This window comes from Clostridium thermopalmarium DSM 5974, assembly GCF_002995795.1.
Classification (GTDB): domain Bacteria; phylum Bacillota; class Clostridia; order Clostridiales; family Clostridiaceae; genus Clostridium_H; species Clostridium_H thermopalmarium.
On record NZ_PVXN01000011.1, the window covers coordinates 1 to 26,355 of the forward strand.

General features: G+C 29.9%; 27 protein-coding genes and 2 pseudogenes. All 29 read right to left on the reverse strand.

Annotated elements, in window-relative coordinates; genetic code table 11:
- Nucleotides 1-194: 194 nt before the first annotated feature.
- The 29 genes and pseudogenes from CPAL_RS02780 to CPAL_RS02920 all read right to left on the reverse strand — a co-directional run bounded on the left by CPAL_RS02780 (nt 195) and on the right by CPAL_RS02920 (nt 26,292).
- Nucleotides 195-572: a GDP-mannose 4,6-dehydratase gene (locus CPAL_RS02780; protein WP_106024050.1), complete on the reverse strand. Its 378-nt coding sequence runs from the start codon at nt 570-572 to the stop codon at nt 195-197.
- A gap of 21 nt (nt 573-593) precedes the next feature.
- Nucleotides 594-3,908: a glycosyltransferase gene (locus CPAL_RS02785; protein ID WP_106024051.1), complete on the reverse strand. Its 3,315-nt coding sequence runs from the start codon at nt 3,906-3,908 to the stop codon at nt 594-596.
- Nucleotides 3,909-4,087: 179 nt separating this feature from the next.
- A complete protein-coding gene (gene hag / locus CPAL_RS02790; protein WP_106024052.1) occupies nt 4,088-4,921 on the reverse strand; it encodes a flagellin Hag in 834 nt (277 codons plus the stop codon).
- Between the two features lie 112 nt (nt 4,922-5,033).
- Nucleotides 5,034-5,372, reverse strand: a complete 339-nt coding sequence (locus CPAL_RS02795; RefSeq protein ID WP_106024053.1) for a flagellar protein FliT — start codon at nt 5,370-5,372, stop codon at nt 5,034-5,036.
- A gap of 26 nt (nt 5,373-5,398) precedes the next feature.
- Complete coding sequence (gene fliD, locus CPAL_RS02800; protein WP_106024054.1) at nt 5,399-7,030, reverse strand: flagellar filament capping protein FliD; 1,632 nt, start codon at nt 7,028-7,030, stop codon at nt 5,399-5,401.
- A gap of 83 nt (nt 7,031-7,113) precedes the next feature.
- Nucleotides 7,114-7,500, reverse strand: a complete 387-nt coding sequence (fliS, locus tag CPAL_RS02805) for a flagellar export chaperone FliS (protein WP_106024055.1) — start codon at nt 7,498-7,500, stop codon at nt 7,114-7,116.
- Between the two features lie 100 nt (nt 7,501-7,600).
- Nucleotides 7,601-7,882, reverse strand: coding sequence for a hypothetical protein (locus CPAL_RS02810; protein WP_106024056.1), 282 nt, complete (start codon nt 7,880-7,882; stop codon nt 7,601-7,603).
- A gap of 67 nt (nt 7,883-7,949) precedes the next feature.
- Nucleotides 7,950-8,345 (reverse strand): flagellar protein FlaG, encoded by a 396-nt coding sequence (locus CPAL_RS02815; protein WP_106024057.1) that lies wholly within the window; start codon nt 8,343-8,345, stop codon nt 7,950-7,952.
- Between the two features lie 64 nt (nt 8,346-8,409).
- Nucleotides 8,410-8,628, reverse strand: a complete 219-nt coding sequence (gene csrA / locus CPAL_RS02820) for a carbon storage regulator CsrA (RefSeq protein ID WP_106024058.1) — start codon at nt 8,626-8,628, stop codon at nt 8,410-8,412.
- Nucleotides 8,628-9,059, reverse strand: coding sequence for a flagellar assembly protein FliW (gene fliW / locus CPAL_RS02825; protein WP_106024059.1), 432 nt, complete (start codon nt 9,057-9,059; stop codon nt 8,628-8,630). The genes csrA and fliW overlap by 1 nt, the downstream gene beginning before the upstream one ends.
- A 48-nt stretch (nt 9,060-9,107) precedes the next feature.
- Entirely contained in the window at nt 9,108-10,757 is a 1,650-nt protein-coding gene (flgL, locus tag CPAL_RS14245) for a flagellar hook-associated protein FlgL (RefSeq protein WP_423237157.1), read from the reverse strand.
- A gap of 73 nt (nt 10,758-10,830) precedes the next feature.
- Nucleotides 10,831-12,717: a flagellar hook-associated protein FlgK gene (flgK, locus tag CPAL_RS02840; RefSeq protein ID WP_106024060.1), complete on the reverse strand. Its 1,887-nt coding sequence runs from the start codon at nt 12,715-12,717 to the stop codon at nt 10,831-10,833.
- A gap of 28 nt (nt 12,718-12,745) precedes the next feature.
- Nucleotides 12,746-13,183 (reverse strand): flagellar protein FlgN, encoded by a 438-nt coding sequence (locus CPAL_RS02845; protein ID WP_106024061.1) that lies wholly within the window; start codon nt 13,181-13,183, stop codon nt 12,746-12,748.
- Between the two features lie 22 nt (nt 13,184-13,205).
- A complete protein-coding gene (flgM, locus tag CPAL_RS02850; protein WP_106024062.1) occupies nt 13,206-13,475 on the reverse strand; it encodes a flagellar biosynthesis anti-sigma factor FlgM in 270 nt (89 codons plus the stop codon).
- Between the two features lie 234 nt (nt 13,476-13,709).
- A complete protein-coding gene (gene fliY / locus CPAL_RS02855; protein ID WP_207654913.1) occupies nt 13,710-14,933 on the reverse strand; it encodes a flagellar motor switch phosphatase FliY in 1,224 nt (407 codons plus the stop codon).
- Nucleotides 14,926-15,921, reverse strand: a complete 996-nt coding sequence (fliM, locus tag CPAL_RS02860; protein ID WP_106024064.1) for a flagellar motor switch protein FliM — start codon at nt 15,919-15,921, stop codon at nt 14,926-14,928. The genes fliY and fliM overlap by 8 nt, the downstream gene beginning before the upstream one ends.
- Before the next feature lie 20 nt (nt 15,922-15,941).
- Nucleotides 15,942-16,343 carry a chemotaxis protein CheW gene (locus tag CPAL_RS02865; RefSeq protein ID WP_061856981.1) on the reverse strand — a complete coding sequence of 134 codons (402 nt, stop codon included), beginning with the start codon at nt 16,341-16,343 and terminating at the stop codon, nt 15,942-15,944.
- Nucleotides 16,344-16,357: 14 nt separating this feature from the next.
- Nucleotides 16,358-16,717: a response regulator gene (locus CPAL_RS02870; RefSeq protein WP_061856982.1), complete on the reverse strand. Its 360-nt coding sequence runs from the start codon at nt 16,715-16,717 to the stop codon at nt 16,358-16,360.
- A gap of 16 nt (nt 16,718-16,733) precedes the next feature.
- Nucleotides 16,734-17,336, reverse strand: a complete 603-nt coding sequence (locus tag CPAL_RS02875) for a chemotaxis protein CheC (protein WP_106024065.1) — start codon at nt 17,334-17,336, stop codon at nt 16,734-16,736.
- 12 nt (nt 17,337-17,348) lie between these two features.
- Nucleotides 17,349-18,614: pseudogene (locus CPAL_RS14250) on the reverse strand (chemotaxis protein CheA); the annotation flags it as partial.
- Between the two features lie 48 nt (nt 18,615-18,662).
- Nucleotides 18,663-19,400 (reverse strand): annotated as a pseudogene (locus CPAL_RS14255) (Hpt domain-containing protein); the annotation flags it as partial.
- A 12-nt stretch (nt 19,401-19,412) separates the two neighbouring features.
- The gene (locus tag CPAL_RS02885; RefSeq protein ID WP_061856985.1) at nt 19,413-20,180 is read right to left on the reverse strand and encodes a CheR family methyltransferase; all 768 of its coding nucleotides are present in this window, start codon (nt 20,178-20,180) and stop codon (nt 19,413-19,415) included.
- 4 nt (nt 20,181-20,184) lie between these two features.
- Nucleotides 20,185-21,249: a protein-glutamate methylesterase/protein-glutamine glutaminase gene (locus CPAL_RS02890; protein WP_061856986.1), complete on the reverse strand. Its 1,065-nt coding sequence runs from the start codon at nt 21,247-21,249 to the stop codon at nt 20,185-20,187.
- Between the two features lie 15 nt (nt 21,250-21,264).
- A complete protein-coding gene (locus CPAL_RS02895) occupies nt 21,265-21,753 on the reverse strand; it encodes a chemotaxis protein CheD (RefSeq protein WP_106024066.1) in 489 nt (162 codons plus the stop codon).
- A gap of 10 nt (nt 21,754-21,763) precedes the next feature.
- The gene (locus tag CPAL_RS02900) at nt 21,764-22,216 is read right to left on the reverse strand and encodes a chemotaxis protein CheW (protein WP_061856988.1); all 453 of its coding nucleotides are present in this window, start codon (nt 22,214-22,216) and stop codon (nt 21,764-21,766) included.
- 20 nt (nt 22,217-22,236) lie between these two features.
- Nucleotides 22,237-24,162 carry a DUF342 domain-containing protein gene (locus CPAL_RS02905; protein ID WP_242976278.1) on the reverse strand — a complete coding sequence of 642 codons (1,926 nt, stop codon included), beginning with the start codon at nt 24,160-24,162 and terminating at the stop codon, nt 22,237-22,239.
- A gap of 201 nt (nt 24,163-24,363) precedes the next feature.
- Nucleotides 24,364-25,188 carry an aminotransferase class IV gene (locus CPAL_RS02910; RefSeq protein WP_061856989.1) on the reverse strand — a complete coding sequence of 275 codons (825 nt, stop codon included), beginning with the start codon at nt 25,186-25,188 and terminating at the stop codon, nt 24,364-24,366.
- A 12-nt stretch (nt 25,189-25,200) separates the two neighbouring features.
- Nucleotides 25,201-25,842: an HAD-IB family hydrolase gene (locus CPAL_RS02915; protein WP_061856990.1), complete on the reverse strand. Its 642-nt coding sequence runs from the start codon at nt 25,840-25,842 to the stop codon at nt 25,201-25,203.
- 132 nt (nt 25,843-25,974) lie between these two features.
- The gene (locus tag CPAL_RS02920; RefSeq protein ID WP_106024067.1) at nt 25,975-26,292 is read right to left on the reverse strand and encodes a DUF1292 domain-containing protein; all 318 of its coding nucleotides are present in this window, start codon (nt 26,290-26,292) and stop codon (nt 25,975-25,977) included.
- Nucleotides 26,293-26,355: the final 63 nt, after the last annotated feature.

The following is a 26,355-nucleotide window of genomic DNA, read 5'->3' on the forward strand; positions in this document are numbered from 1 at the left end:
TACAGAAGTAACTTTGGTATCATTGAATTTTGCTTTCATGTTCAAAAATCTAATTTTCTTCTTTAAATTTTTTTGATTTTGTTGTAAACTATTCATAGAAATCACCCTTTTGTGTTTTGTTTTTTTTCAATTATATTTTAACACTTAAAAGGGATGATTTCTTTTAATTTTTTTGAACAAAAAATTCTTTAATTTCAATGCCTTTCGGCATTACTTGCCGAATCCAAGTTTAAATTCTTTACTGCTTCTAATATGTTGTATGTACCAATCATGTTCACCTTCATGGTAGTCACAGGATTTTTGATAACTGTATCTATTCCAGCTACCGCCGCTAAGTGAATTACAATATTAGGCCTGAATCCATCTATGACTGATTTCAGATAATTAAAATCTAATATATTACCTTGAACTAATTTAACATTAGTTTTGTCTAATAAATTTGTATTTTTAATAGAATTCCTGTTTAAGTTATCATAAATTAAAATTTCATTATTTTCATACAATAAATTACATATTCTTGTACCAATAAATCCTGCTCCACCAGTCAAAAGTACTTTTTTATTTTTAATCATTTTTTCCTCCTTAATTATGCCTTAAATAGATTTATATAAATCTAGCAGCTGTTTAGATATTACATTCATATCGTGATATTTTTCTACATACTTTCTTCCTTTATTACCAATTTCGCTTAACATATCTCTATTATTAATAACGTATTCTAATTTTTCTTTAATGTTATCTGGACTTGCTGATATTATTGGTAATTCTTTAGGATATGTGTCCTTTAAATGATCACTTATGAAACAAACTACTGGTTTTCCCATTGCCATGGATTCTATTGCAAACAAACCATATGAACCACATAATATTTGATCTATTATTATATCCGCTTTTTGATAAATCTTTTTTGCTTCTTCATGAGGCATACCTTGAATAAGCTTGAAATCAAAATCATATTTTTGTTTTAATTCTTCAATAGCACTTAAAATATATTTTGTTCCTTTAATTTCTGGTGATGATGGAGCATGAACAATAAATAACTTGTTATTTTTATAATTCTTAATTTTATACTTTTCTAAGTCTATGGCTTGTCTTATCAAATGAACATTAAAATAGAAATCTTTCACATAATTGTACAACTCATAGTCACTTACTACGCAATGAGATATATGCTTTGAAATAAATTCTAATTTTCTTTTAATGCTATCTTCATCCATATTTTTAACTTTTACATATGGATTAAATTGTATAGCTTTAGAATACATTCTCACATCCGATCCCCAATGATGCATTAAAACTTTTTTACCTAGCTCATTGAGTAAAGATAAGTCAGAATAATCTAAAGTTAAGCTAGTTCCAAAATGAAAATGAAACACATCATTTTCTGAAATTACTTTAGCTGCTAATTTTTTAGTCTCTATATTAGCTTCATTTACATTATTAAAAGAACTAATATCTAAAGTATAATCAGATTTATATCCTAAATAATTAGGATAGTAATTTAATGTTTTAGCATCAATTCTTATTCTCTTTAAACCTGATGTTAGCGTACACATCTGATTAGCGATCTCCATAGTTCCATGAATAACCTTTAAATTGTTATTATCAATAGCCTTTAAATCGCATATAATATCATTAACTTTTACATTGCTATTTGGGTTGAATAATTTTGCAGTACTAAAGCACTCTAATGATTTTTTATTTTTTTTAGTAATATCCATTAAATAACTCAAGTTGTATAATAAGTCTTGGTTAAATGGTTCTTTTTTTAAGCCACTTTTTAATATATTTTCAGCTTCTGAATATTTTTCTTCCATAATAGCTATAACAGCTTTTATTGAATAAATTTCTATATCATTATGAACTATATCTTCGTATTGTTTAATTAACTCTTTAGCTTCTTCTAAATTTCCACTACTTATTAAAGTGTTAATATTTGATTTAACTTGAGTTTTATATTCATCAAATTGTGATTTTTGTTTTTCTTCGATTATGTCTTTTTCACTAAATAACAAATCATTTTTATAAATATCAATATATTTAGCCATTGCTTCATAAGTATTTAAAGCTTCTAGTAAGTGATTTACTATAGCTTTTTTATTATCATTTAATAAATCTTGATTAACCAAATACATAATCAAAAAGAATCTATCTTCCATATTGCTTACGCTTTTATAAATTAAAGATGCTTTTTCTATTCTATATAGTTCAGATATAAACTTAATTCCACATTTTATATATTTATCAAAAATATTTTTATATTTATCATTTATTGTGCTATTATCTCTAGCATTTATTAAAAGTAAAACAGACATTAATACTATATTTACTCTTAATACATTTATATCTGCTGCTGATACTACTTCTTCCTCTAATTGTGAAACATATTCTTCAAAAGCATTTATAAATCTTTTATCTTTTTCAATTAAATATTGAAGTATTTTTCTTACATTTAATGTTTCAACTTTTGTTAATATATTAATAAGAAATGGAATATCTTCTTTAAAATTATTAAGTACTTCTGCATAAAACAGAGGTTCTTTATCTAAGTCTAAATTTTGCAATATTAATTTTATTAAGTTTGATTTTATATTTACATCATCGGTTAATCTCAATTGATTTAACAATCCATATATATCTGTATCAGAACTAAACCGTTTGTAAATTTCAACTCTATTATTATATTCTACTTCATCTAACTTGCTCTCTAAAGTTACTAAAAATGTATCTTTTTCTTTTTTATTTGTTAAAGAAATATATAAATCATAAAGTTCATCATGTTTCTTTAACTTTATTAATATATTTATACCTGAATAAATTTTTTGATTTACAAGTGTAATATGTTTATAATTTTTGTAAGCCTCCAGATATTTTTCCTCATTTAGATAATGCTGAAATATTTCAAAATATCCATTTGAGATAGAATTTTTATCCATATGATACATAATAGTTGTTAAATCTTTAGCTATTTCTAACTTATCATATTTTTTAACTAAATCAATATATTTATTAAAATATTTAAAGGATTCTTTTTTATTTCCTAACTGCTTTTCTGATACTGCAATAATATAATACATATCTACATATTCAGATTGTACACTTATAACTTCTTTAGCAACTTTTATTGATTCACTTAACTCCCCATTTGTATATGCTATTCTAGCATGTGAGCCAAGTATATAGGTATATATATTTTCTTTAATTAAATTTTTATTTTTTAATATATTATACGCTTTTCTAAATTCCTTTAACGATTCATTATGGTCTCCATGCATATCATAACTTACACCCAATTGATATAAGTAATATAGATTTTCTGGATCTTTTTTCAATTCATATTTAAGCAATTCAACGGTTCTTTTATACTTTTTTTCCATCAATTCTTTATCAGTACTAATATATCCAAAATGCGTCAAAGCAATATCCACACTCAAATTAGGGCCTTTAAAAATTGGTTGATTATGAACTGCTCCTTCATATCTAAATTCTCCATCATTTCTGAATAATCTTGGAGAAAGTATTAAATTATATCTATCCTCATCTTTATAATCATATAAATTCTTTACTTGTACTAAAACTGTATTAAAGTTATTTAGCTCATTTGAATTTAGGAGAGTTATCATTTTATCAATATCGTCTAATCTTTCATCCGCATCTATAATAAAAATCCATTCCCCTTTAGCATAAGAAATTGACTTATTTCTCATTTCTGAAAAATTTTTATTCCACTTATGAAAATAAACTTTATCCGTATACTCTTTAGCTATTAATACTGTATTGTCTTGTGATCCTGTATCTACTATAATGAGTTCTGCTAATCCTGTATTAATTATAGGTTTTAAATTTTCAAGACATCTTCTTATGTTCTTTTCTTCATCCTTAACCATCATACATATACTAAGTTTCATAACTATACCTCACAAAATTATATTATTATTTATATTATCGTAAATTTTAATAGAAACTTAAATAGATGACTATACACATACTTATCATTTATACTTTTTTATTAATCTATTTACTTAACTAATAAAAATAGTCAGAGATTTTCTCCGACTATTTTTATTAACAAAATTTAATTTTTTAATTATCTTAATAACTGAAGAACTCCTTGTGGTTGTTGATTTGCTTGAGCAAGCATAGCTTGAGCAGCTTGTTGAAGAATATTATTCTTAGAATAATTCATCATTTCTTTTGCCATATCAACATCTCTTATTCTAGATTCTGCTGCTTGTAGGTTTTCTGATGATGTATTTAAATTATTTATAGTATGTTCAAGTCTGTTTTGATATGCTCCTAATTTTGCTCTTTCTGTAGATACCTTATTAATTGCAGCATTAATAGTACTTATTGCTTTTGATATAAGTGTTGCACTAGTTGTATTATCAATTTTAACACTTGCTGCTGCTACACCTAATGATACTGCTGTCATATTTCCAATATCTAGTTCTATAATTTGATCTTTATTAGCTCCAACCTGGAATACTATAGTACCAGCTCCAGTATTAGTGTTTAATAATTTCTTAGTGTTGAACTCAGTTTGGTCAGCTATTCTATCAATTTCAGCTTGTAACTGAACAATTTCCTTACCAATTTGATCTCTATCTTCTCCAACATTTGTGTCATTTGCACCTTGAACTGCAAGCTCTCTCATTCTTTGAAGAATTGAGTGAGTTTCATTTAAAGCACCTTCAGCTGTTTGAATTAAAGAAATACCATCTTGAGCATTTCTAGATGCTTGGTCTAATCCTCTGATTTGTCCTCTCATCTTTTCTGAAATAGCTAATCCTGCTGCGTCATCTCCAGCTCTGTTTATTCTTAAACCTGAACTTAATTTTTCCATTGCTTTTGCTGCTGAATTAACGTTTGATGTCATGTTTCTGTGAGCATTCATAGCATTTAAATTGTGGTTGATAATCATAATAAAATTCCTCCTTGAATTTTTATTTACGGGAATCCTTTCCCGTTTTATTTTGTTTACACTTACTATATCGTCTAAATTTTATATTACTTTATATATTTTATTAAAATTTTTAAATTTTTTTATTAAAAAAAACGGAACCTATTGAATATATTTTATTATAGCTTTTATTGGCATTGTTACGAATAACAAGTTTATTCATATTATTTATCAAACTAGCTCTTTTTTCTTTTATAAGTTCTAGTAATTTTTGCTCAATCATTAATATATCCAATTCTTTACATACTTCTATAAACTCTTCTTTTGAATAGTCTAGTTTATCCATTGTGTTAATTATATTTTGCCTATTAGACATTAACTGTTCTAATGCATCATAGTTTTCTTTTTCTACGCTGCTAATTATATCTAATGTTATGTTCTTATACTCTTTTAAGCCATCCTTTAGTTCCATATTACTACCACTCATTTACAATTATTTTAACTCATTCCTAATTGGCTATATAGCCAATTTGCTTGAGAATTTAATTGATTCATAGCTGTTTCTAGGCTAGCAAACATTTTATAATAATTTTCCTGCTTTGTATAATACTTATTTTGTAGCTCTTGTATGGCTTCTTCCTTTGCTTGTATATTTTTATATAAAGTATTACTTGTTGCCCATCTAGTATTTGTATAACCTGCCTTTTGGATTAAACTACCGCTACTTCCTACATACGTATCTAATAAATCATCTATCTTCTGAAGTATTCCTTTTTTATTTTTATCAGTAGAACTTTGAGTAAATAATTTTTGTACCTGGTCTCCTCTTGTTTCTAAAGCTGTCTTTAATTTATCTTCATCTATCTTTAGTTTTCCATCTGTAGCTTGATATGTTGATATACCAATGTCTGTTATACTAATTCCAGCTCCTTCTACTGCGGAATAAAATATTTCTCTCATTCCATTCAAAATACTTGTTAACTGCAAATCTCCTCTTAATATGCCTTGCTTAGCTTTTTCATTCCACTTTTCTATATCATCATCTTCCATTTCTTCTTCCTGAGCTTTTGTAAGAGGTTCATAATTATAATTTTTCTTTTCTGTCAACTTTCCATTTATTTTATCTACTAATTTATTATACTTTTCAACAAACTTTTTAAATCTTTCCACAGTCTCAGTAGCATCAGCTTTTACTGTTATAGTAGTTTCCTTTAATCCATCTTCAGGATTTATTGGGTTAGTGTCGATGACTTCTGATATGGCTATTAAATTATATTGAATATTGTCAATTGTAAAACTATTAGAGCTCCTTTCTACTAGTGTAAAGTCACTCTCTCCTGGTGATTTTATATAAACTTTAGCATTCTGTCCATATACTGCTCCTGTTGTAATACCTAATTCGTTAGCAGCTGTACCTGTAATACTTAATTTTGCATCTGCACCCGTATCACGAGTTTGTATTGTTAACTTTCCTGTAAGTTCACTATAATTTACTGTTATATAATTTCCTAATACGTCAGAACTGTTATCATCAGCTTTTGCATTCCTAAAATTATTTATTAAATCGCTTAATGTTTCAGTTTTAGCTCCATTTTCGTCTTCAGTTTTATTTACATCAATTTTAAAAGTTTTACCTTTTACTTCTATTGTTATTTCTGAAGCTTCTATACCTAAATCTGAAAGCTTTGTAGCAGTTGTAGCATTAATATCTTTTCCATTTGGATCTTTTATGGTAAAAGCATTACTCTGCATTTTAGCAGCTTCTGCTACTTGATCTACTTTAACTTTATAAACTCCAGTTATTGCTCCTGCATATGTTGTAGCTGTAAGAACATTCTCATCTCCACTTGTAGCTTTGGTTCCAGAGTAAGATGCACTTTTCATCATATTAGTATCATTAGAAGCAGATATACTCAAGTAGTCGTCTTGAAACTCTTTTAAATCCTTTATTATATCTACATAAGCTTCTTGCTGCCATTCTAATTTTTGCTTCTCTTTATATGTCTTATCTATTTTTGACTGTTCAGTAGATAGCATAGACTTTACCATAGAATCCGTATCCATACCAGTAGCAAGACCTGTTATTCTATTACTGCTGCTAGTACTACTTACACTGCTTATACTACTCATTTAATCACCCCAAACTTATATTTTTTTATTGAGAATTGAAAACCTTATACTTATGGTTCTTATTCTTCATTATTAACTACTTTTTATCTCATTCCTTTTGAAGCCTTATACGCATCATTCCAAGTATCCCTCACGTCCTCAATTAAAGGAATAACTTCATTCATTATTTCAACACTCTTTTTTATATTAGCGTCAGTTAATCTTCTTACTATAAAATCATATATACTCATTAGCTGATTTCCCCAATTCCCAGCTTGTTTAACATCAAGGGTTGCCATCAATTCATAAAATATATCTTGAGCCTTTACTATGTTTGCATGTGCTTTAGGGATATCTTTATCAATTATTGCTTGTCTACCTATTTTAGCAAACTTCACAGCTCCATCTACAAGCATTAATAATAGCTGCTCTTTTGAAGCATAGTTTATACTATTATTTTTATACGTATTATATGCATTACTTGCGTACATTGAAAAACCTCCCATTGCATAGGTTGTTATATTGTTAAGTCATAGTTTTTATCGTTATATTCTGGAAAAACTTTAGCATGCAGTACTCACCTGCATGCGGTTATCGTTTGGTATCTAGAAACCTTCCTTGAACTAAATTTGTTTCTGCCTTTGATGCCTCTATATTTACTTTTTTTATTTTAACTGCATCTACAAATATTTTCTTTTTTTTAGTTTGCTTAGCTAATTCTTTTTTAAAACTTTTGGTGTTTTGCTGCTGTTTTTCTTTTTTGTCCCTATTAACCTTTGATGAGTCTTTACTTCCATGAACCTTTCCCTCTCTTGTAGCATCATTAACTATCCTATAAGTCTCAGGTTCTATTTTATTTAATTTATATTCCATATAGAAACACCCCATCTTTTTTAATATATTAAGGATCTAATCCGCAGAACCTAGTACATTATTTTTATTAGGCTTTTTCATCCACTATAATTCCAGCAATTTTGTACATTTCTGCTACCATATCTAAAATCTTTTTCGGAGGTATTTCTTTTATTACTTCTTTAGTGTCATTGTTTATTATTTTAATAATAAATTCATTCTTTAATTTATCATGTCTTTCATATTCTATATGAGTTTCTTCCCCTTGGAGAAACTTATTTAATTTATCTACAGCTCTTTTTATATGATCTTCTTTTATATTCTTTTCATTTCCATGATTCATATCCTTTGAGGATTTTTGGTTTTCTGTTATCGGTAAATCTATTTTTTGATTAATCACTTCAGACTTATTTATGAAATTTTCATTACTGGATATTGTGCTTGTATTTATCTGTCCTCCTTGACTTAATACATTAACACTCATTTTTCTCACTCCTTTGAGAATATAATTAATCTAATCATTTATAATTTTGTATATACATTGGAATCTACCTTTTCTTTAATGACTTTAGCATAGACGTATCCATATTAACTGCATTCTTATTCTCTTCTTCTATTTCTTTATATAGCTCTTTTCTTAAAATTGCTACATTTTTAGGTGCATTTATGCCTATTTTTACAGAACCATTTTCTATGCTGACTATGTTTATTTCTATATCTTCGCCTATAAGCAGTGATTCTCCTTCTTTTCTTTTAACAACTAACATTAGAGCTCCTCCTTGAATAATGGGTGTTTTATTAAGTATTTCTCATTATCCAATATTATTTGTTCCCCTAATTTTTCTTTTATATTTATAATGATTGGAGCACGTAAGTTTATAGTTATATTTTCAAGCTTAGAGCTTAATGTAACTGTATTTATAACTAAAACATCTTCAGCTTTTTCTATTTTTAGCCTTTTAATAGTCTCATCACTTAACTTAAATTCATATTCACTCATAACATTGAAGGGAGAAGTTACTATAAGACCTATGTTACTATCTTCAATAGAATGTAGTATGCTAAAAACCTCATTGTCCTTTACGGGAAAAATTATAAACTTAGTTAAATTGTCAAACCCGGGAATACCCTTTTTAAAAAATATTACATCCTTTTCACTATATTCTTGTATACCGTGATACTTTGTTTGTAGTTTCAATGTTTAACACCCCGTTCTTTTAAAATTGACAATTGTCAATTTGTTTCATTAAAGATAGTCTATAAGTGATGGCTGCAGTACTTTAGCGCTGGTTTGAAGAGAAGCTAGATAAACTGTTTGCATAATTGCGTATTCCATAATCTTTTCTGTTATATCTATATCTTCTGTCTCTGATAATATCTCCGTCATATTAAAGTTTGCGTCTGTATTTTTTTCTTTAGCACTGTCCATTCTGTTTTGTTTTGCACCAACCTCTGAACGAATCTTAAGTAAATTGCTTATGGCATCATCCATATTTTTCAAGTCTTCACCTGTTAACTTATCTACAGAATTTTCATCTCCTAAATGATTTACTATATCAGTAAGTATTTGACGAAGATCTAAAACTTCTCCATCGCTGTTGGTAAATTCTAGTATATCTATAGCGGATACACTATAATCCATGGTAACCCCTTGAGAAATTTGAACCTTTAACTTAGATGCTATCATTTCATATTGAATGTTTCCAATTGGTTTATCATATAGTTCATCACTTATATCTGCTACTGATGTGGAATCATCTTCTGGCTTAAGAAGCTTTATTTCATTGGTTTCAAGAGAAGTCAGTTTAATATAAGATTTTGCTCCTTCTTTCACTAATTCCGCCTTCATTTTTCCCTTTAAGTTCTCATTTTCGTTAATACCATTATTAATACTTTTTACTATCTTTTCTTCATCTGTTAATGGTTTAGTTGGTGGCTCTGGATCCTCTATTGTAGAAGTATCTATTACAACTTCTAAAGGTGTATCTTCACCATTAACTTGAAATACAAGTTTCTTTCCTTGCCAGTTATCTATGTTTGTATATTGGATTAATGTTTTAATAGGTAATTCACTTCCATCTTTATTGTAATATATTAATCTTGTATTTCCACTTTCAGCAATAGTGGTTGGTTTAACTGTTACTTTATCAGCTTCACTTGGTATTCCATCGATTACTATATTATCTCCTGTGCTGTTTATAAATCTAATAGAATTTTCGGAATAAACAGGCATTGCTTTTATTCCTTCTATGCCTGCAGCTTTTAATTGTTTGTTGATTTCATCGGATAAATCACTTAATGTAAATTTAGACATATCTATACCACTTAAATCTATTGAGCCATCACCCGTACCAAGTGGATTATCATCCTTATCAAAAAAGCTTATCTTCTTTTTCCAATCTTCAATATTATTTACTACTGTCTTGTAGTCTTCTTTATAAATAAGCTCTCCAGTTACATCCACAGGCTTAGTCGTTCCCCTTGTACCGCCAAATATATATGCTCCATCAAAGTTTGTATTTAATATCTGAGCTAATTCTCCTATTTTTTCGTTTATTTCATCTTTTATAGCTTCTCTTTCATTAGAACTATACCCAGCATTTCCAGCAGACACCAAAAGTTCTCTCACTCTTTGAAGAACATCTCCAATTTGACCTAAAGCTGTATCTGTTGTATTTAACCAGTTTATTGTATCTGTTATATTATTGTTATACTGCTTATTAGCATTAATATCTGTATGTAGCTGCATAGCACGAGCAACTTTAAATGGATCATCAGAAGGTCTTCTTATTTCCTTTCCCGATGTCATCTGCTCTTGCAGCTTTTTCATATTTTCAAGATTTACCCTCATGTCTGACAAAAAAGTGTTTGATAACATTCTGTTTGTAACGCGCACTTTATACCCTCCTCAAATTAATTGACAATGCACACTGGACAATTTAAATTATAAATTTATAGTCCACTGTCAATTATCTTTTTAAGCCATTTATCACCACATCTAAAAGTTCATCAACGGTTGATATAATTTTTGCATTGGCTTGGTAGGCATGTTGATATTGGATTAAGTTTGCCATTTCTTCATCTAGTGAGACCCCTGAAATAGAGTCTCTTCTCTGTTGAAAGCTTAAGAGAAGTGTTTCTTGGTTTTTTACAACTCTTGCTGCTTCCTGCCCCTGAATTCCTAATTTATCTATGGTATCTTTAAAATAGTTATCTATGGTCATTCCTTTTATGTCGCTTTTTATAGTATTTAATCCTAAATCCATATTATATTGAAGTTCTTTTATAAAGTCACTTCTGGTAGTTTCATCTCCAATGTTTTGTATCTGCAATAAAGTATTTCTAAGCTGGGCTATGGCTAAAGCTCTCTTACCATCTTTTTCACCATCTATACTATTCAAATCTGCAGTAGCAAACTTATCATCATTTGTTCTAGTCTTTATCTGCATTACATCATCCACAAGCTGCTTGTTAATGGATATGTTCCCTGCAGTTATTTCACTCTCATGATCTAAAGCTGAGGATAGATTATCTATTTCTCCATTATACAATACTCTCTTACCAGCAGCAGTAGTTTCATAAACAGTAGTTTCAGAATTTACAAAGAAAGGAGTATAATCCTTATCTACTTTGCCGTCACTTCCATCATTAGGAACCCCACTGTGAATGGCATTAACAGAAAAAGCTAGAGCTTTTGCTAACTTATTTAACTGATCTATATAATCATCCACATCCTTCTGAACAGACATATACCCTTTTAACTCTCCTCTAAATTTATCATCTTTCAGCTCAAAAAGGGCTAGATCATTTATGTCTACAGTAGCTCCATCTTCAATAGCCTCTCCATCTTTGGTGAGAGCTAATCCATTCGCAGCATCATTGTTATCATCTTTTTGAGACCATAGTATTCTACATTGATCTAACTGTTTAAACTTATCTTCACTATCGATTCCAGTTACAGTAATAGTTCCTATGTTATCTTTATCACCGTTTTTATAATAAGTAATCGTATAGCTAGATACTCCGCTATCAAAATTTTCAGGTTCTATGCTTTTTATATAAGAAAATCTTCTTACTGCATCGTTTGGATTTTTTCTAACTAATAGTGAATCCTCTCTATCAGTCTGTCCACTTTCATCTGTAGGTCTAAGATTTATTGAATAAAAGTCATCTTGTTCTATATTTATATTAAATTTTTCACTGAGTTCATCTAAGAGAAGATCTCTACTGTCTAACAAATCGTTAGGCTCCATTCCAGAAACTTTTACGCTGATTATTTGTTGATTTAATTTATCTATTTTTTCTAAAATAGCATTAATATCAAAAACTGCCTGACCTATAGATTCTTGAGCATTTTTTTTGATCTCAATTAATTGATTATAAGTATGATTTAGTTCATCTGCTAAAGCTGAGGCTTGAGTTATAAGAACTGTTCTTGTATTGGAGCTTTCAGGCTGCTTTGATACCTGCTCCCAGGCATTGAAAAATTGTCCTATTAAATTTGAAAGTCCAGTATCAGATGGTTCGTTAAACACACCTTCTACCTCGCTTAAGTATTTATCCCTTATTTCATATTGTCCTAGTGTACTCTTTTCATTTCTAACTTGAAAATCCATGAAAGTATCTCTTATCCTTTGAATTGTTGCTACATTTACTCCAGTTCCAATCTGACCTGGTCCTGATGCAGAATTCATGCTAGGCATACAAAAAGGTCTTGTAGTTTCCATTATGGCTCTTTGTCTTGAATATCCTTCCGTATTAGCATTAGCTATATTATGTGATGTTGTATTTATAGCCTGCTGCTGTGCAAACAATCCACTTTTTCCTATATTAAAAGTTCCAAATAAACCAGACATTTTAACACCCCTTTTTAATAACTAGTTATTATCTTATTATTTTTCCATATCCATTGTAGGTCTTTGCTTGACGATCAGGATTTAGTGTTAATAGCATCCTATTAGTAAAGCTAAGACCTTGTTTTATTAAAAGCTCATTAGTATCTTTTTGAAGTTGTATCTCATGCAATAAGCCTCTGATTTTTTTAAAACTATTTTCCAATTCTTTATCCTTCATTTCCTCAATTAATTTACCAAAAGTTTTATTTTCTAGTAAACCTTTTGTTATATCTCTTCTTCTGAGCTCTAAACTTGCTATTTGTTGATTACATTTTTGTATCTTCTCCACCACTGCTTCCATATTGAAAACATCATTTTTTACTATATATAAGTGCTGCTCTTCTAAAAGATTAAGCAAAACTCCAAAAACCTTTAATTGAAGCAGCATTAATTCCTTAAGCTGTAACTTTATTTCATTGTTAGTCATGGTGTCACCTCACTTTTAACGGCTAGTATTTTTTCATTGCTTCTATCATTTTTTCTGCTACAAGCCTAGCATCTACCTTATAAGCTCCTTTTGAAATTTCATCTCTTATTTTTTCTAGCTTTTCCTTAGGCATTGAGGTTATATCTCCTTCTGCAAAGGAACTTAGAGTTTTTCCAAGGCTTGATATTTCCACAGTGTCCTTTTTAGTTATCTCCTTGTTTTTTTCAAACCCTTTTTTATTTATTTCATACATATTTATAATTTTATTCACTGATGTTCCCGTAACCTTCATTTCTCTCTCCTCGATTCCATATTAATCTTAATTTATTATCGACTTGTATTTGTATAAGTTTATAGCAATATTATAAAAAGTCCATAAGCATGCAAGAATTAATTCATATTTAAACAAAGAATAAGAGTGTTGAATTAAACTTCCTTCAATTCAACACTCTTATTCTTTTTATATTAAACTTTCCATTAAACTTCTAAACGCTCTAAAATTCCAAAACATCTCCGCCACTCTTGTCTATCCTTTTAAAGATTTAATCCTTTCTTCATTACTTACTATACTTACAATCCTAACGCCAAAGTTTTCGTCAACAACAACAACTTCTCCATAAGCAACCTTTTTTCCATTAACATATATTTCCACAGGCTCCTCAGCAAGCTTATCAAGTTCTATTAAAGATCCTGTACCAAGAGCTAGAACTTCCTTTATGGTCTTTTTGGTTTTACCAAGAACCACCGAAATTTCAAGAGGTACATCCAGTATTAAATCTATGTTTTTAGGCGCTGAATTTACAGCTACCTCTTCAAGGGGCTGAAAATTTGCGCGCTGAATGTTTACAGGCTGCTGAGGCATAGTATACTGAGGCTGATAATAAGTTTCTGCCGGCTTAGGCTCCACAATAGATTGTGGTGATGCATTTGCAGCTTGATGATGAGCATGGGATTCATTCTTTTGTGCTTGTGATGGGATTTCATCCTTTTTTGAATTTGTTTGTGATTCATCTTCTTGTCCCATCATTATAGATACAATTTTTTTAGCAGTTTCCATAGGAAGAATTTGCATAATATTGCTGTCAACTAAATCGCCAATAGTAAGTTTAAACGAAACCTTAACTATTTCTTCATCTTCGTCTATACTTTCTGATAATGGCATATCAGAAGAGCCTGTCCATATTCTAGAAATTGGAGGAGAAATATTTACTTCTCTTGAAAACATAGTTGCCATAGAAGTAGCTGCAGAGCCTATCATTTGATTCATGGCCTCGGAAACAGCACTCTCTTCAATTTCTGTAAGTTCTTGCTTTGGCTCTATCTTTCCATCTCCACCCATCATTAAGTTTGCAATTACTGCTGCATCTGGAATTTTCATCACCAATAAATTTCCACCTACAATACCACTTGTGAATTTTACTTCTAGAGCTATATTAGGAATCTCAAAAGTATTTCTTAATTCTTTTAAAGTGGTCACTGTTACTTCTGGTGTGGTTATATTAACTGGATTATTTAATATTGTAGAGAGGGCTGTCGATGCTGAACCCATGGATATATTTCCTATTTCTCCTAGTAAATCTATTTCTATATCCGAGATAGAACAGTGTTTAGCAGATTCTTCTTTTTTAGTTTCTGATATGTTTTCTGAAGCGGAGTCTTCAGAAGATGGATTATCAGATGGATAAGTTTCGCCCCCATTTAGTAGAGCATCTATTTCATCCTGAGAAAGGAATCCATTATCGCTACTCATAGTTTTCCACATCCTTATCAATAATATCTAATATTTGAACACCTCTGTTTTTACCTATAATTCCTGGTTTCGCCCACATATATGGCTGATTTTCAACTACCATTTTAACAGGATCTGAAGTTTTATTATCTAAAGTTATTACATCCCCTATAGAAAGGTTTAAAAAATCCCCAACTGTAATGTTAGTAGTTCCAAGTATTGTTGTAAGAGGTAATTCAATAATATCCATTCGCTTTCTAAGTTTTTGTTTTGATTCCTCTAATATTTCTATATCGTTTTCTCTAAACCAGTATTGAACCACAAGCTTATCTAACAGTTTCTCTATGCTCAAATAAGGTATACAAATATTAATAAATGTATTATTTCCACCCATTTCTGCTGAAAAAGTGATTAATGCAACTGGCTCATTAGGAGCCAGTGTCTGATTCAATGCTGGATTTGTTTCCAAGCCTTCAATTTCTGGTTCAACATCTAGTATATCTTCCCATGCAAGTTTAAGGTTAGATATTAGCCCTTTATTTACTTGCTTTATTATATTTTTATCTATATCGGTGAATTCCCTCAACTTATATTGACCTACACCTGACCCTCCAAGAAGTACATCTATAATCTGGTAAACAAACTGTGGATTTGTTTCAAACAATATAGACCCACTAAGAGGAGGCATTTTAAATATAGTCAATATTGTAGGATTAGGGACTGAATGAATAAATTCCTCATAAGTTATCTGCTGTACAGTCTCTATCTTAATTTTAACATTGGTTCTAACTTGTGCTGTTAAATAGTTCGAAATTATCCTTGCAAAATTATCATGAACTAGCTCCAATGTTCTTATATGATCCTTTGAAAACTTCTGAGGACTTCTAAAATCATAGGGTTTAACCTTTTGTTTTTCTTCTTCATTTTCCAGTTCCTCAGGATTCAATTCACCAGAGTTCAGGGCAGATAAAAGGGCATCTATTTCACCTTGTGTTAAAATGTCTGCCATGTTTGTCCCTCATTTCTATACTAATTTGCAAAAAGCTTATCTATATCTATAAGGGTTACTACTCTATCCTTGAAATTAATAACACCTTTTATATAGGGCTTTTTATAATCCTCAATCTTTTCTATAATATTCTCCTCTATTTCTAGTACTTCATCTACTTGATCAACAGTTATTCCAACCTGCTCCTCTTCCATCTTTAATATAATTATATTGCTTTGTCCTTCATCTTGTTTTTTAGGAATGTTTAGCAATAGATTTATATCTAAAAGGGAGATAACGTTTCCTCTTAAATTTATTAATCCTTTTATATGGCTGGGTGCCTTTGGAACTTTTGTTATTTCCATCATATCATTTATACCTTGAATCTTTGATGTTTCAACAGCAAACTGTTCATCTTCAAGCTTAAATATAACAACTTGCATATTTATTCCCCCTATTAGCCTATAGCTTTTCTAATAGCCTCAAGTACCCTATCTGCTTGGAAGGGCTTTACTATAAAATCTCTTGCTCCAGATCTTATAGCATCCATTACCATGGTTTGTTGTCCCATTGCGCTGCACATGATTATTTTAGCTGAAGGATCAAAGGCCTTTATAGCCTTTACTGCCTCTATACCATCCATATCTGGCATTGTTATATCCATTGTAACCACATCTGGTCTTTCTGATTTATATAATTCTACAGCTTTAATACCATTACTAGCCTCTGCAACCACTTCATGTCCATTTTTTTCTAATATATCCTTTATCATCATTCTCATAAAAGCAGCATCATCAACAATTAATACTCTAGCCATGTGTCTATAACCTCCATTAATTTACTCCTAATGTATTTAATATTTTTTTCAATGAACCAGGCATTGGAATATAGTAAAAATGTCCACTGATTTCTTCATGTTTATTCTGCAGAAATCTAGTTTCCAAATCAAGAACCTGGTCATCAAACTGTCCTGATTCAATAAAAGTTGTAGATAATATAGCTCCCAACATATCATAAGTAACAGCTGGCACTGAAGGAATTATTACTAAGTTAGTAAATTTAGCTATAGAATTCATATATGAGGAAGCTATTATATTACCTATTTCACAAAGGACTGAATTGCCCATTTCTGTTTGTTGGTCTGATTCTTCTACAATTAAAGTTTTTATAATTTCATCTGCAGTATTTTTTTCAAGGACAAATAATATATTGCCAGGTATATCACCAAGAACTCTTACAATGATACCTATAACGACTTTTTCTGCTCCTTCCCCTGAAAAAACTTCATCAAAAGGCAAAATGTTAACTGCAGGTACTGTCATATCAATTTTTTTATTTAACAGCTGAGACATAGCTGTTGCTGCATTACCAGCTCCAATATTCCCTACTTCTTTTAGTGCATCCAACTGCATAGGCGTCATATCTAGGTAACTCATTCAAACTCCTCCTTATATTAGTGCAGCGACGTCCAATATTAAAGTTACAAGTCCATCTCCATAAATAGTTGCACCTATATATTCTTTTAAATTCTTAAGTGTCTTTCCTAAAGGTTTTATTACAGTTTCACGCTGTCCTAACAAGCCATCTACTAGAAGTCCTACGGTCTTTTCTCCTACCTGTACAATTACAATATAATTCTTTGAACTATCTGATTTTTCAAGACCTAACTTTTCATATACTCTTATTAGTGGTATAACATTATCATTATATATGATAACTTCTCTATTGTCAGTTTTCATTACTTTATCTTCATTATAGTCTATAACTCTATCTATATATCCTAAAGATATAGCCATAGTTTCTCCTCCTACCTTAACTAGTAAGGCCTGAATAATTTGTAAAGTTAAAGGAAGTCTTATTATAAATGTTGACCCTTTTCCTTCTTCACTTATAACATCAACTGTACCTCCAAGAGAACTTATTTTTGTTTTAACTACATCCATACCAACTCCTCTTCCAGATATATCTGTTACTACTTCATTAGTACTAAATCCTTGAGCAAAGATTAGATTTTTAATATCGCTTTCACTCATACCTTCAGTATTTATTCCCATTTTATTAGCTTTTTCACGAATCTTTTCTACATTTATTCCAGCACCGTCGTCTTCTACTTTTATGATAGCTTTAGTTCCTTCTTGGTAAGCAATAAGTTTAATAGTTCCTGTAGGATTTTTCCCCTTTGAAATTCTTTCTTCTCGGCTTTCTATACCGTGATCTGCTGCATTTCTTATTAAGTGAATTAAAGGTTCTCCTATTTCATCTATAACAGTTCTATCAAGTTCTGTATCTTGCCCCTTAATTATAAAATCGATATCTTTATTTAATTCTACAGATAAATCTCTTACCATTCTTGGAAATCTGTTGAATACTGTTTCAAGAGGCAGCATTCTTATCTTCATAACAAGATCTTGCAAATCAGAAGTAGTTCTTGCTACTTGCTCTAGAGTTTCATTTAATTCTGCAGATTTATAGTTTGCACTTATTTGTTCTAATCTTGTTCTATGAATAACAAGTTCTGAAACCATGTTCATAAACTTATCTAATCTTTCCAAGTCAACTCTTACAGATTGGTGAACTTTTTTGTGCTTCCTATTATCTGTGTTTTTATCTACTTCTTTTGGTTTTATACTGTTCACACTATTTTTCGAAGTTGCATCTTGCACTTTGTCTTGTTTTTGTACATTGGTTTTCTGTGGTACTTTTTTTATATTATTACTATCTGTATTTTTAGATATCTGCATATCTTTAACTTCTACTTCTGCAACTTCTGAAATATTTACCAAAAGTTCTTTAATATCTTTTTTATTTTTATGAGTTACATAAAGCAACTGTATCTCAAAGTCAAAATTTTCATTTTCTAAATCATCAGCTGAAGGAACACATTTAATGATTTCTCCAAATTCCTCTAGGCTTTTAAATATTAGGAATGCCCTTGCTGATTTTAATAAGGTATTTTCATCTAAAATCACCTTAATCTCATAAGCATTAAACCCCTTATCTTCTGCTTGCTTTATAACATTTATATCATATTCATTTATTTCTGATTCCAATTTGTTTTCAGCCTCTACTTCTTTCTTAGTAGAAGATAGCTCTTCCTTCTCTTCACTGCTCTGCTCTTCACCGCCTTGCACAATAGCCTCTAGGCTGCTCATTATATCCTCTATAGAAGTCGCTTCTTCTAATCCTTCTGATATATTGTTTACCATTTGTTCTAAAGTATCAAGGCATTTAAACAAAACTGTTACTACCTGCTGTGTTACCTTTAACTTCCCTTCTCTAAACTCAGAAAGTACATCTTCCATTTTATGAGTTAACTCAGCCATTTCATTAAATCCCATAGTAGCTGCCATTCCTTTTATTGTATGAGCAACTCTAAAAATTTCATTTAATTTGTCTATATTATCTGGTTCCTGCTCTAATTCTAGCAATGAATCATTTAAAGTTTGAAGATTGTCAATTGACTCTTCAAGGAACATTGATAGATATTGTGAAGTATCCACAGTTTCCCCTCCTTACAGTTTCTTGTATATAAACGTGGAAGCTTTTTCAAATCCATAATCTTTATAGTTATATATGCTCTCAGTAGCACCTACAAATAGCAAACCACCTTTTTTTAATGAAGCACTAAATTTTTTATAAATTTCATTTTTAACATCTTGATTGAAATAAATTACTACATTTCTACATACTATTAAATCGAAGCCTTTCTCATAGTTGTCCAATATTAAATCATGCCTTTTAAATGTAACCATATTTCTTATTTTGGGAGCTATGATAAACTTGTCTTCTTTTTTACCAAAATATTTTTTTATATATTCAGGTTTTACATTTTTCATTTCTCCAGCTGTAAACTCGCCTTTCTTAGCCCTTTCTAGAATGCTGGTATCTATATCTGTAGCTAGAATACTGTGATTTCCTTTTATTTTCAAATTATCTAATATCATTGCTATGGAGTAAGGTTCTGCCCCTATGGAACATGCCGCACTCCATATCTTTAAATTTTTTTCTCTTAATATTAAATCATTTTCTATTTTTTTCTCCAAATCATTAAAAATTTCTGGATTTCTAAAAAACTCTGTTACATTTATGGTTATGAAATCTAAGAATTTTTGTCTTTGGTTCTCATCTTTTTTTAAGAGAGTTATATATTCTTCTACAGAATTAACACCAACTCTCGACATAATGCTTAATATTCTCCTATGAAGCTGATTAGACTTATATGCTGATAAATCAATATTAAATTCTCTAAATACCCATTTTTTAAAGTCTTCTAAATCCATACCACTATCCTCCTAAAGCTCCTGTCGTATTCTTTACTATAGCCTCTGCAATCTCATCAATAGGTAGGACTTCATCCACTTTACCAGTTTCAAAGGCAACCTTTGGCATACCATATATGGTGCAAGTAGATTTATCTTCTGATATTGTGATTCCTCCTTTATTTTTTACCTCTATGGTGCCTTGAGCCCCATCCTTTCCCATGCCTGTTAAAACTATGCTTAAAAGGTTAGAGCCATAGACTTTAGCTGCAGATATAAATAGCTTATCTACTGCTGGTCTAACTCCCCATATAGGCGGTTCTGTTGTTAAATGAATTTTTTTGTCTAACCCTATTTCCATATGAAAACCACCTGGTGCCACATACACCACATTTTTTTCTATAGACTCTCCTTGAGTTGCTTCAACAACCTTTATCTTGCTATTAGAATTTAATCTTTCTGCAAAAGCTTTAGTAAAACCTACTGGCATATGTTGAACTACAAAAATTGGAACTTCTAAATTCTCAGGTAATTCAGTTATTACTTTATAAAGAGCCTTAGGACCTCCTGTAGACGCTCCTATGACAACTGCATTTATCTTTTGATTCTTTCTTTCTATTCTATGAGATAAATCTTTTCTTTTAACATGGATTTTAGATTTTAAAATACCTTTTTCTTCTTGACTTGTCTTGTAATAAGCTAGTCTTATTTTATTTATTAGCTCTTCTCCTATTTTTTCTATATCTAAAGATATAGCTCCTGATGGCTTGGCAACAAAATCGAAGGCTCCATTTTCGAGACACTCCATAGTAAGTGCCGTCCCATTTTTAGATATACTACTAAGCATAATTATAGGAACAGCATAGTTTCTTAATTTCATTTCCTTTAGAGTAGTTATGCCATCCATCTTTGGCATCTCCACATCTAAAGTTATTACATCTGGAACATCTTTGCTTAACTTTAAAAGCAAATCTTCTCCATTTCTTGCTGTGCCTATAACCTCAATGTCCTGCTGTGAGTTTAATATATCTGACACAATTTTTCTCATTAAAGCTGAATCATCTACAACTATAACTCTAATTTTTTTCAAAATAATATCACTCCATTAAATTTCTCTTATTCCAACTCCCACAGTTTTTATTTGAACGACACCATTTGTTGTATCAAAAATCATAGTTCTTCCTTTGTTTCCCCCAATATCTTCACTTATGATGGGTATATCAAGTTCTTTTAAAACCTTTTTTACAGAAATACTATTTCTATTGCCAATATCCATAATCATACTCTTATCTGAGAAATTAAACATAGAAGCTCCTCCAGCAATCTTAGCTTTTAAATTCCTCTTTATAGCTCCTTGTTTTTGCATTCTTTCTAAGAGTATTGGAATTGCAAGGTCAGCAAACTTCATAGGATTAGTAATATTATTGAACTGAGTGCTATCAGGAAGCATAATATGAGCAAGCCCCCCTATTTTATTATTTGGATCATATATAGCTATACCAATGCAAGAACCTAATCCTACAGTTATTAACTTTTTAGGAGAGACTGCAGTATTAAGGTCTGCAATTCCAACTCTTATTTCTTCGTTATTCATATGATACACCTTACTTTAAAATGGATTCTTTCTCTTCTTGAGTTAACACTGTAGCCAGGTTTAAAAATATTATTATTTTACCATTTAATTTTATAAGTCCTTTTATATAGCGTTTTGATATACCAGATACTATCTCAGGAGCTTCTTCTATGTTATCTGCCTTTATATCAGAAACTTCCGAAACCACATCAACAATTATTCCTATTTTACTATCATCCTGTTTTGCTACAATAATTTTAGCTTCATTATTAGCACCAGTATATGGAATACCAAACCTTTTTGCCAGACTCATTATAGGAAGTATTCTTCCTTCATAATTAATTACACCTTCTATAAAGTCAGGTGAATCGGGAAGCTGAGTTGGAGTTTCATATCCTAGAATTCTTTCTACTTCCATAATATCTGTAGCATAGTACTCATTATTTATGCTAAATATAAGTACCTTCACATCTTTATTGTTCATTTTATCTATCCTCCTATAACCTATAATACAAATTTATCTACTACTATTTCTTTATCCTTATCTAGATATGCATGAATATCTTTGCTTGCCACTTCCAAAGTATATTCTCTTTTTCCTATAATAAAAGTTGTGTTTTGATAAGCAACATCAACCCATATATGTCCTTTTTCTTCTACAATAAGTTTTGTACATACTCCTCCTTCACTACCTACACTTTTACATCTTATTTCATCTTTGGCCTTTATAACTCCGCCCCTGGCTAAACTTCCATAAGATTGAAATTCTATACTTCCATTAGCAGTTATCCTGGATACATATTCGCCTTTGCCTGTAATTGTTATATTACCTGAGCTTGTTATTATGGAATCTTGACAATAGCTTATTTTTATATTTACCGGTACACTCAATGAACCTTGCAATATATTTATATATTTATCTATTTTTTTTGTTAAATCATCAAGCTCTAAAACATTTTTAATATTTAAAGGTGAAAGGCCTATTAGAGTTTCTTTTAATTTTCCTACTATACTCCTTTCTTCATCATTACCATTTACTGCTACCTTCATTATAAAATCATTACACAGTTTTGCTATATACTTAAATTTATTTTCTATAAGAACTTTTATAATTTCTCCATCATGAACTTCTTTTCCCAGAAGATTAAATTTTTTAATACCATCCACTGTATTTATCAAGTTATAGATATTTTTATTTAAGCTCTCTAGTACCTCCAACTTACTAAGCTTAACTATATCTCCTCCACCTGCATTAAGATTTGAACCTATTACATTACCTAAAACTATCATATCTCCTTTTGAATATAACTTTGCATGTTCTACATTTTTATTTACTATAAGGTTATGACCGGCTCTTACTTCCATACCCTCTTTTATATTTCCGTATATTATAACATCACCTGTAAAATCTATATTGCCAGTTTTAATATCTACATCCTTGCTCACTTCATGAACCTTATGAACCCTTATTACATTGCCACTTATAGAAGGCTTGCCCTCTATTGATGCAACTATAGTATTCTCATCTTTGAACTCACAGCCTTCTCCAGCTTTTAGCTTTATCCTTTTAGCTATCTTATGTCTTTTTACTCCTCCTTTTACATCTATACCATCTTTACCTTCTCTTCCATCTATTTTTACTGCTAAAACTTGCCCTTTTTTTACTGTATTAACATATCCTATACTCTTATAATCTATCCTACCTCTATTGTCTTCTACAAGCTTTTTATCCTCATTTTTATCGAATTTTAAATCTAATATATCATCTGTAGCATCCAATGGTTCTTGCCCTTTTGCAACAAGAAGATTATTCACATTTTTAAGCTCAGTTAACCCTTCTAAAACGCTTTCTAATATACCAAACTTAACTCCAGCTAATCTGAGTTGTTCCTTTATTTCCTCTACAGTGTATATTGGGGGAAATATCTGTTCCTTCAACCTTAACTTAGGAGTTAATTCATGAACTTCTTCTGAATCCTCTATATCGTAAATATTTTGTGGTATATAGTATATATTTATATATGCTTTCATCTTATCAGGGCTTATATTTATATCTAATTTTCTTTCAGCAGTATTTTCATTAAAAAAGAATTCTATTTTGCTGCTTTCAAAAACTTCTACTTTATTTTTTATTTCCTCGCCATTAACAAAAACCTTAACCTCTTTATTTGGATTAATACAAGCTGGATTTCCACCCTCTTTAGGATTTTTAACTACAATTTTTCCGTCCTTTATACTTATACTTCCATTTATGTTTTCCTTAGGTTTTTCTTCTTCCACTTCAACAGAAATGGTAACCCTCTTTCTAAAAACACCTTGCCTTTTTTCTATTATTTTATAATTTAGGTTTTGCTTTTCTATTTTTAGCTCGGAAGCTGCTAATCTTAAACATTCATCTAGGGTTTTTGAGGTAAATACTTTTCTATCCAATTGACCAACTCCCTGCATCATTTATTATAAGAAAAGTATACCATATTTTTATCCATTATTTTAATTATTTTATCGTTATTTTATTTATATACTTTATAATCAAATCCATAAAGTGCTATTAAAGAGTAATTTTAAAAATAGGTAAAAAACAGAATGCGAACCAAAATTCCATAAAGAATTTTTAAATTCGCATTTTTAAATCTATCTATTACTATTTATATATTCTTCAAGAATTCTGTCGTACTCATTCATTATTGCAGTTATAATTTTATTTTTAGCATCAAATTTTTTATTTTCTACCTGAGAGACAGGAAGTACCTTAGGAGATGTGCCAGATATAAATAAACCTTCAATGTTTTCTATATCCTTATAATGTATACTTTCCTCTATAACTTCATATCCTAAATTTTCACAAGCCTTTATTATATAATCTCTTGTTATGCCTGGAAGCACTTTACAAACTGGTGCAGTATATACATTGCTATTTTTTATCATAAATATGTTGGACCTGCTTCCTTCTGTTATATATCCATCTTTATTGACTAAAATTACTTCATATACTCCTCTTTCCTGTATTATTCTATCTGTAGCTTCTCTAAGATTAGTATTTATAACTTTTGCAGTTGGATTTTCTCTTTCTGCTTGATATAAAACTGTTTTAACTCCCTTTTCATACATTTCCTTAGAAGGGTACTTTGTCCTTATGAAATAGCACAAAAAATTCTTATTATTATCCTTATTATAGTTAAATATTATCTTAACGTTTCCATTTTCTATGCTGTTTATCTTTGAAAGCTCTTTAATGCTTTTTTCTATATCTTCTCTTTTAAGCCATATTTCTAAATTTGTAGTCTCAGCAGATTTATATAATCTTTTTAAATGATCTTCCAAGAACAAAGGTACTCCTTTTATTATTCTTATTACTTCATATAATGACTTTCCATCATATAAAAATTTTTCATTGAACTCAGATTTTTCTTTTATACATTCATTTATAATAAATTTATCACTATAACATTCACTCATATTTTATCATCCTTATCTCCACTTTAAATTTTTTATATTATTATATTTTTTCTTAGAATTTATTAAATAAGCATTTCCAACTAATTTAAATAAAGGTAGGTCCGATAAAGAATCTGAAAACATATAAGAATTTTTAAAATCCACTTGTATATTTTGTTTATCCAGCACTTCCTTAAGCCTTCTTACTTTCTCTTCTCCTTTGTTGTTTTCGCCTTCGAATACACTCTTATATACTCCATTTTCTTTTTTAAGCTTTGTACCTATTATCATGTCAACTTCTTTTATATTATATAATTCTTTTAAATATAACTCTGGAGATGCTGAAATTAAATAAATCTTACACCCCTCAGCTTTTAACTTTTTCATAGTATCTATGGCATCTTTATATAATATTTTGCTTAGCCTTTTTTCATAAAACTCTTTTACCAAAGACTTCATATCTTCCTCGTGAATTCCTTCTAAGAATTTAATAAAAGACTGCTTTGCACGCCCTGCATCATATATTTTAAAAGCATAAAGGATTCCAGATATTATAGCTCTTGGTATATGTAATAATAATTTAGGATCTTTTTTCAACATAAACATATATAATTCCATTAATGTCTCTCGTTTAGTAAGAGTATAATCCACATCGAATATGGCCAGTCTTTCCAAAATACCACTCCCTATGTATATAAAATAAGCCCCTCTTCTGTATCCTTAGAGAATTAAAAAATAATCAAAAAATTATAATATTGAAATATATGTTTATGAAAAAAGTCGATGCAAATGCAGCGACTTTTTTTTCTATTCTTCGTTTTCTAATAAACTCTCATAGTATGCTGTAGCTTCCTTAAATTCATCATCCTCTGGTACAACTAATTCTCCATCTTCGTCTTCTCCAATGACTTTAAATAAATATACTGAACCATCCTCTGGATTTTGTACAAGGGCATATTCATTATCTTTATATTCAAAACCATCTACTACTTCACATGGAACTACATTACCGTTTTCATCTTCTAATTCAACAATTAAACTTTCATGATCGTGATCATGGCAGCCGCATCCACATCCGCAGCTTTCATCTTCACATCCACAATCATGTAATTTTTCATTATCCATATTATACCTCCTATAGTTACATTTCTTATTTTTAATAATTTATATAGCAATATTTTTATTGTA

What these genes read in the sequence shown, in the direction of transcription:
- CPAL_RS02780 (WP_106024050.1), bottom strand. Translation starts at nt 572, where the DNA reads ATGATTAAAAATAAAAAAGTACTTTTGACTGGTGGAGCAGGATTTATT.
- CPAL_RS02785 (WP_106024051.1), bottom strand. Translation starts at nt 3,908, where the DNA reads ATGAAACTTAGTATATGTATGATGGTTAAGGATGAAGAAAAGAACATA.
- hag (WP_106024052.1), bottom strand. Translation starts at nt 4,921, where the DNA reads ATGATTATCAACCACAATTTAAATGCTATGAATGCTCACAGAAACATG.
- CPAL_RS02795 (WP_106024053.1), bottom strand. Translation starts at nt 5,372, where the DNA reads ATGGAACTAAAGGATGGCTTAAAAGAGTATAAGAACATAACATTAGAT.
- fliD (WP_106024054.1), bottom strand. Translation starts at nt 7,030, where the DNA reads ATGAGTAGTATAAGCAGTGTAAGTAGTACTAGCAGCAGTAATAGAATA.
- fliS (WP_106024055.1), bottom strand. Translation starts at nt 7,500, where the DNA reads ATGTACGCAAGTAATGCATATAATACGTATAAAAATAATAGTATAAAC.
- CPAL_RS02810 (WP_106024056.1), bottom strand. Translation starts at nt 7,882, where the DNA reads ATGGAATATAAATTAAATAAAATAGAACCTGAGACTTATAGGATAGTT.
- CPAL_RS02815 (WP_106024057.1), bottom strand. Translation starts at nt 8,345, where the DNA reads ATGAGTGTTAATGTATTAAGTCAAGGAGGACAGATAAATACAAGCACA.
- csrA (WP_106024058.1), bottom strand. Translation starts at nt 8,628, where the DNA reads ATGTTAGTTGTTAAAAGAAAAGAAGGAGAATCACTGCTTATAGGCGAA.
- flgK (WP_106024060.1), bottom strand. Translation starts at nt 12,717, where the DNA reads ATGTCTGGTTTATTTGGAACTTTTAATATAGGAAAAAGTGGATTGTTT.
- CPAL_RS02845 (WP_106024061.1), bottom strand. Translation starts at nt 13,183, where the DNA reads ATGACTAACAATGAAATAAAGTTACAGCTTAAGGAATTAATGCTGCTT.
- flgM (WP_106024062.1), bottom strand. Translation starts at nt 13,475, where the DNA reads ATGAAGGTTACGGGAACATCAGTGAATAAAATTATAAATATGTATGAA.
- fliY (WP_207654913.1), bottom strand. Translation starts at nt 14,933, where the DNA reads ATGAGTAGCGATAATGGATTCCTTTCTCAGGATGAAATAGATGCTCTA.
- fliM (WP_106024064.1), bottom strand. Translation starts at nt 15,921, where the DNA reads ATGGCAGACATTTTAACACAAGGTGAAATAGATGCCCTTTTATCTGCC.
- CPAL_RS02865 (WP_061856981.1), bottom strand. Translation starts at nt 16,343, where the DNA reads ATGCAAGTTGTTATATTTAAGCTTGAAGATGAACAGTTTGCTGTTGAA.
- CPAL_RS02870 (WP_061856982.1), bottom strand. Translation starts at nt 16,717, where the DNA reads ATGGCTAGAGTATTAATTGTTGATGATGCTGCTTTTATGAGAATGATG.
- CPAL_RS02875 (WP_106024065.1), bottom strand. Translation starts at nt 17,336, where the DNA reads ATGAGTTACCTAGATATGACGCCTATGCAGTTGGATGCACTAAAAGAA.
- CPAL_RS02885 (WP_061856985.1), bottom strand. Translation starts at nt 20,180, where the DNA reads ATGGATTTAGAAGACTTTAAAAAATGGGTATTTAGAGAATTTAATATT.
- CPAL_RS02895 (WP_106024066.1), bottom strand. Translation starts at nt 21,753, where the DNA reads ATGAATAACGAAGAAATAAGAGTTGGAATTGCAGACCTTAATACTGCA.
- CPAL_RS02900 (WP_061856988.1), bottom strand. Translation starts at nt 22,216, where the DNA reads ATGAACAATAAAGATGTGAAGGTACTTATATTTAGCATAAATAATGAG.
- CPAL_RS02910 (WP_061856989.1), bottom strand. Translation starts at nt 25,188, where the DNA reads ATGAGTGAATGTTATAGTGATAAATTTATTATAAATGAATGTATAAAA.
- CPAL_RS02920 (WP_106024067.1), bottom strand. Translation starts at nt 26,292, where the DNA reads ATGGATAATGAAAAATTACATGATTGTGGATGTGAAGATGAAAGCTGC.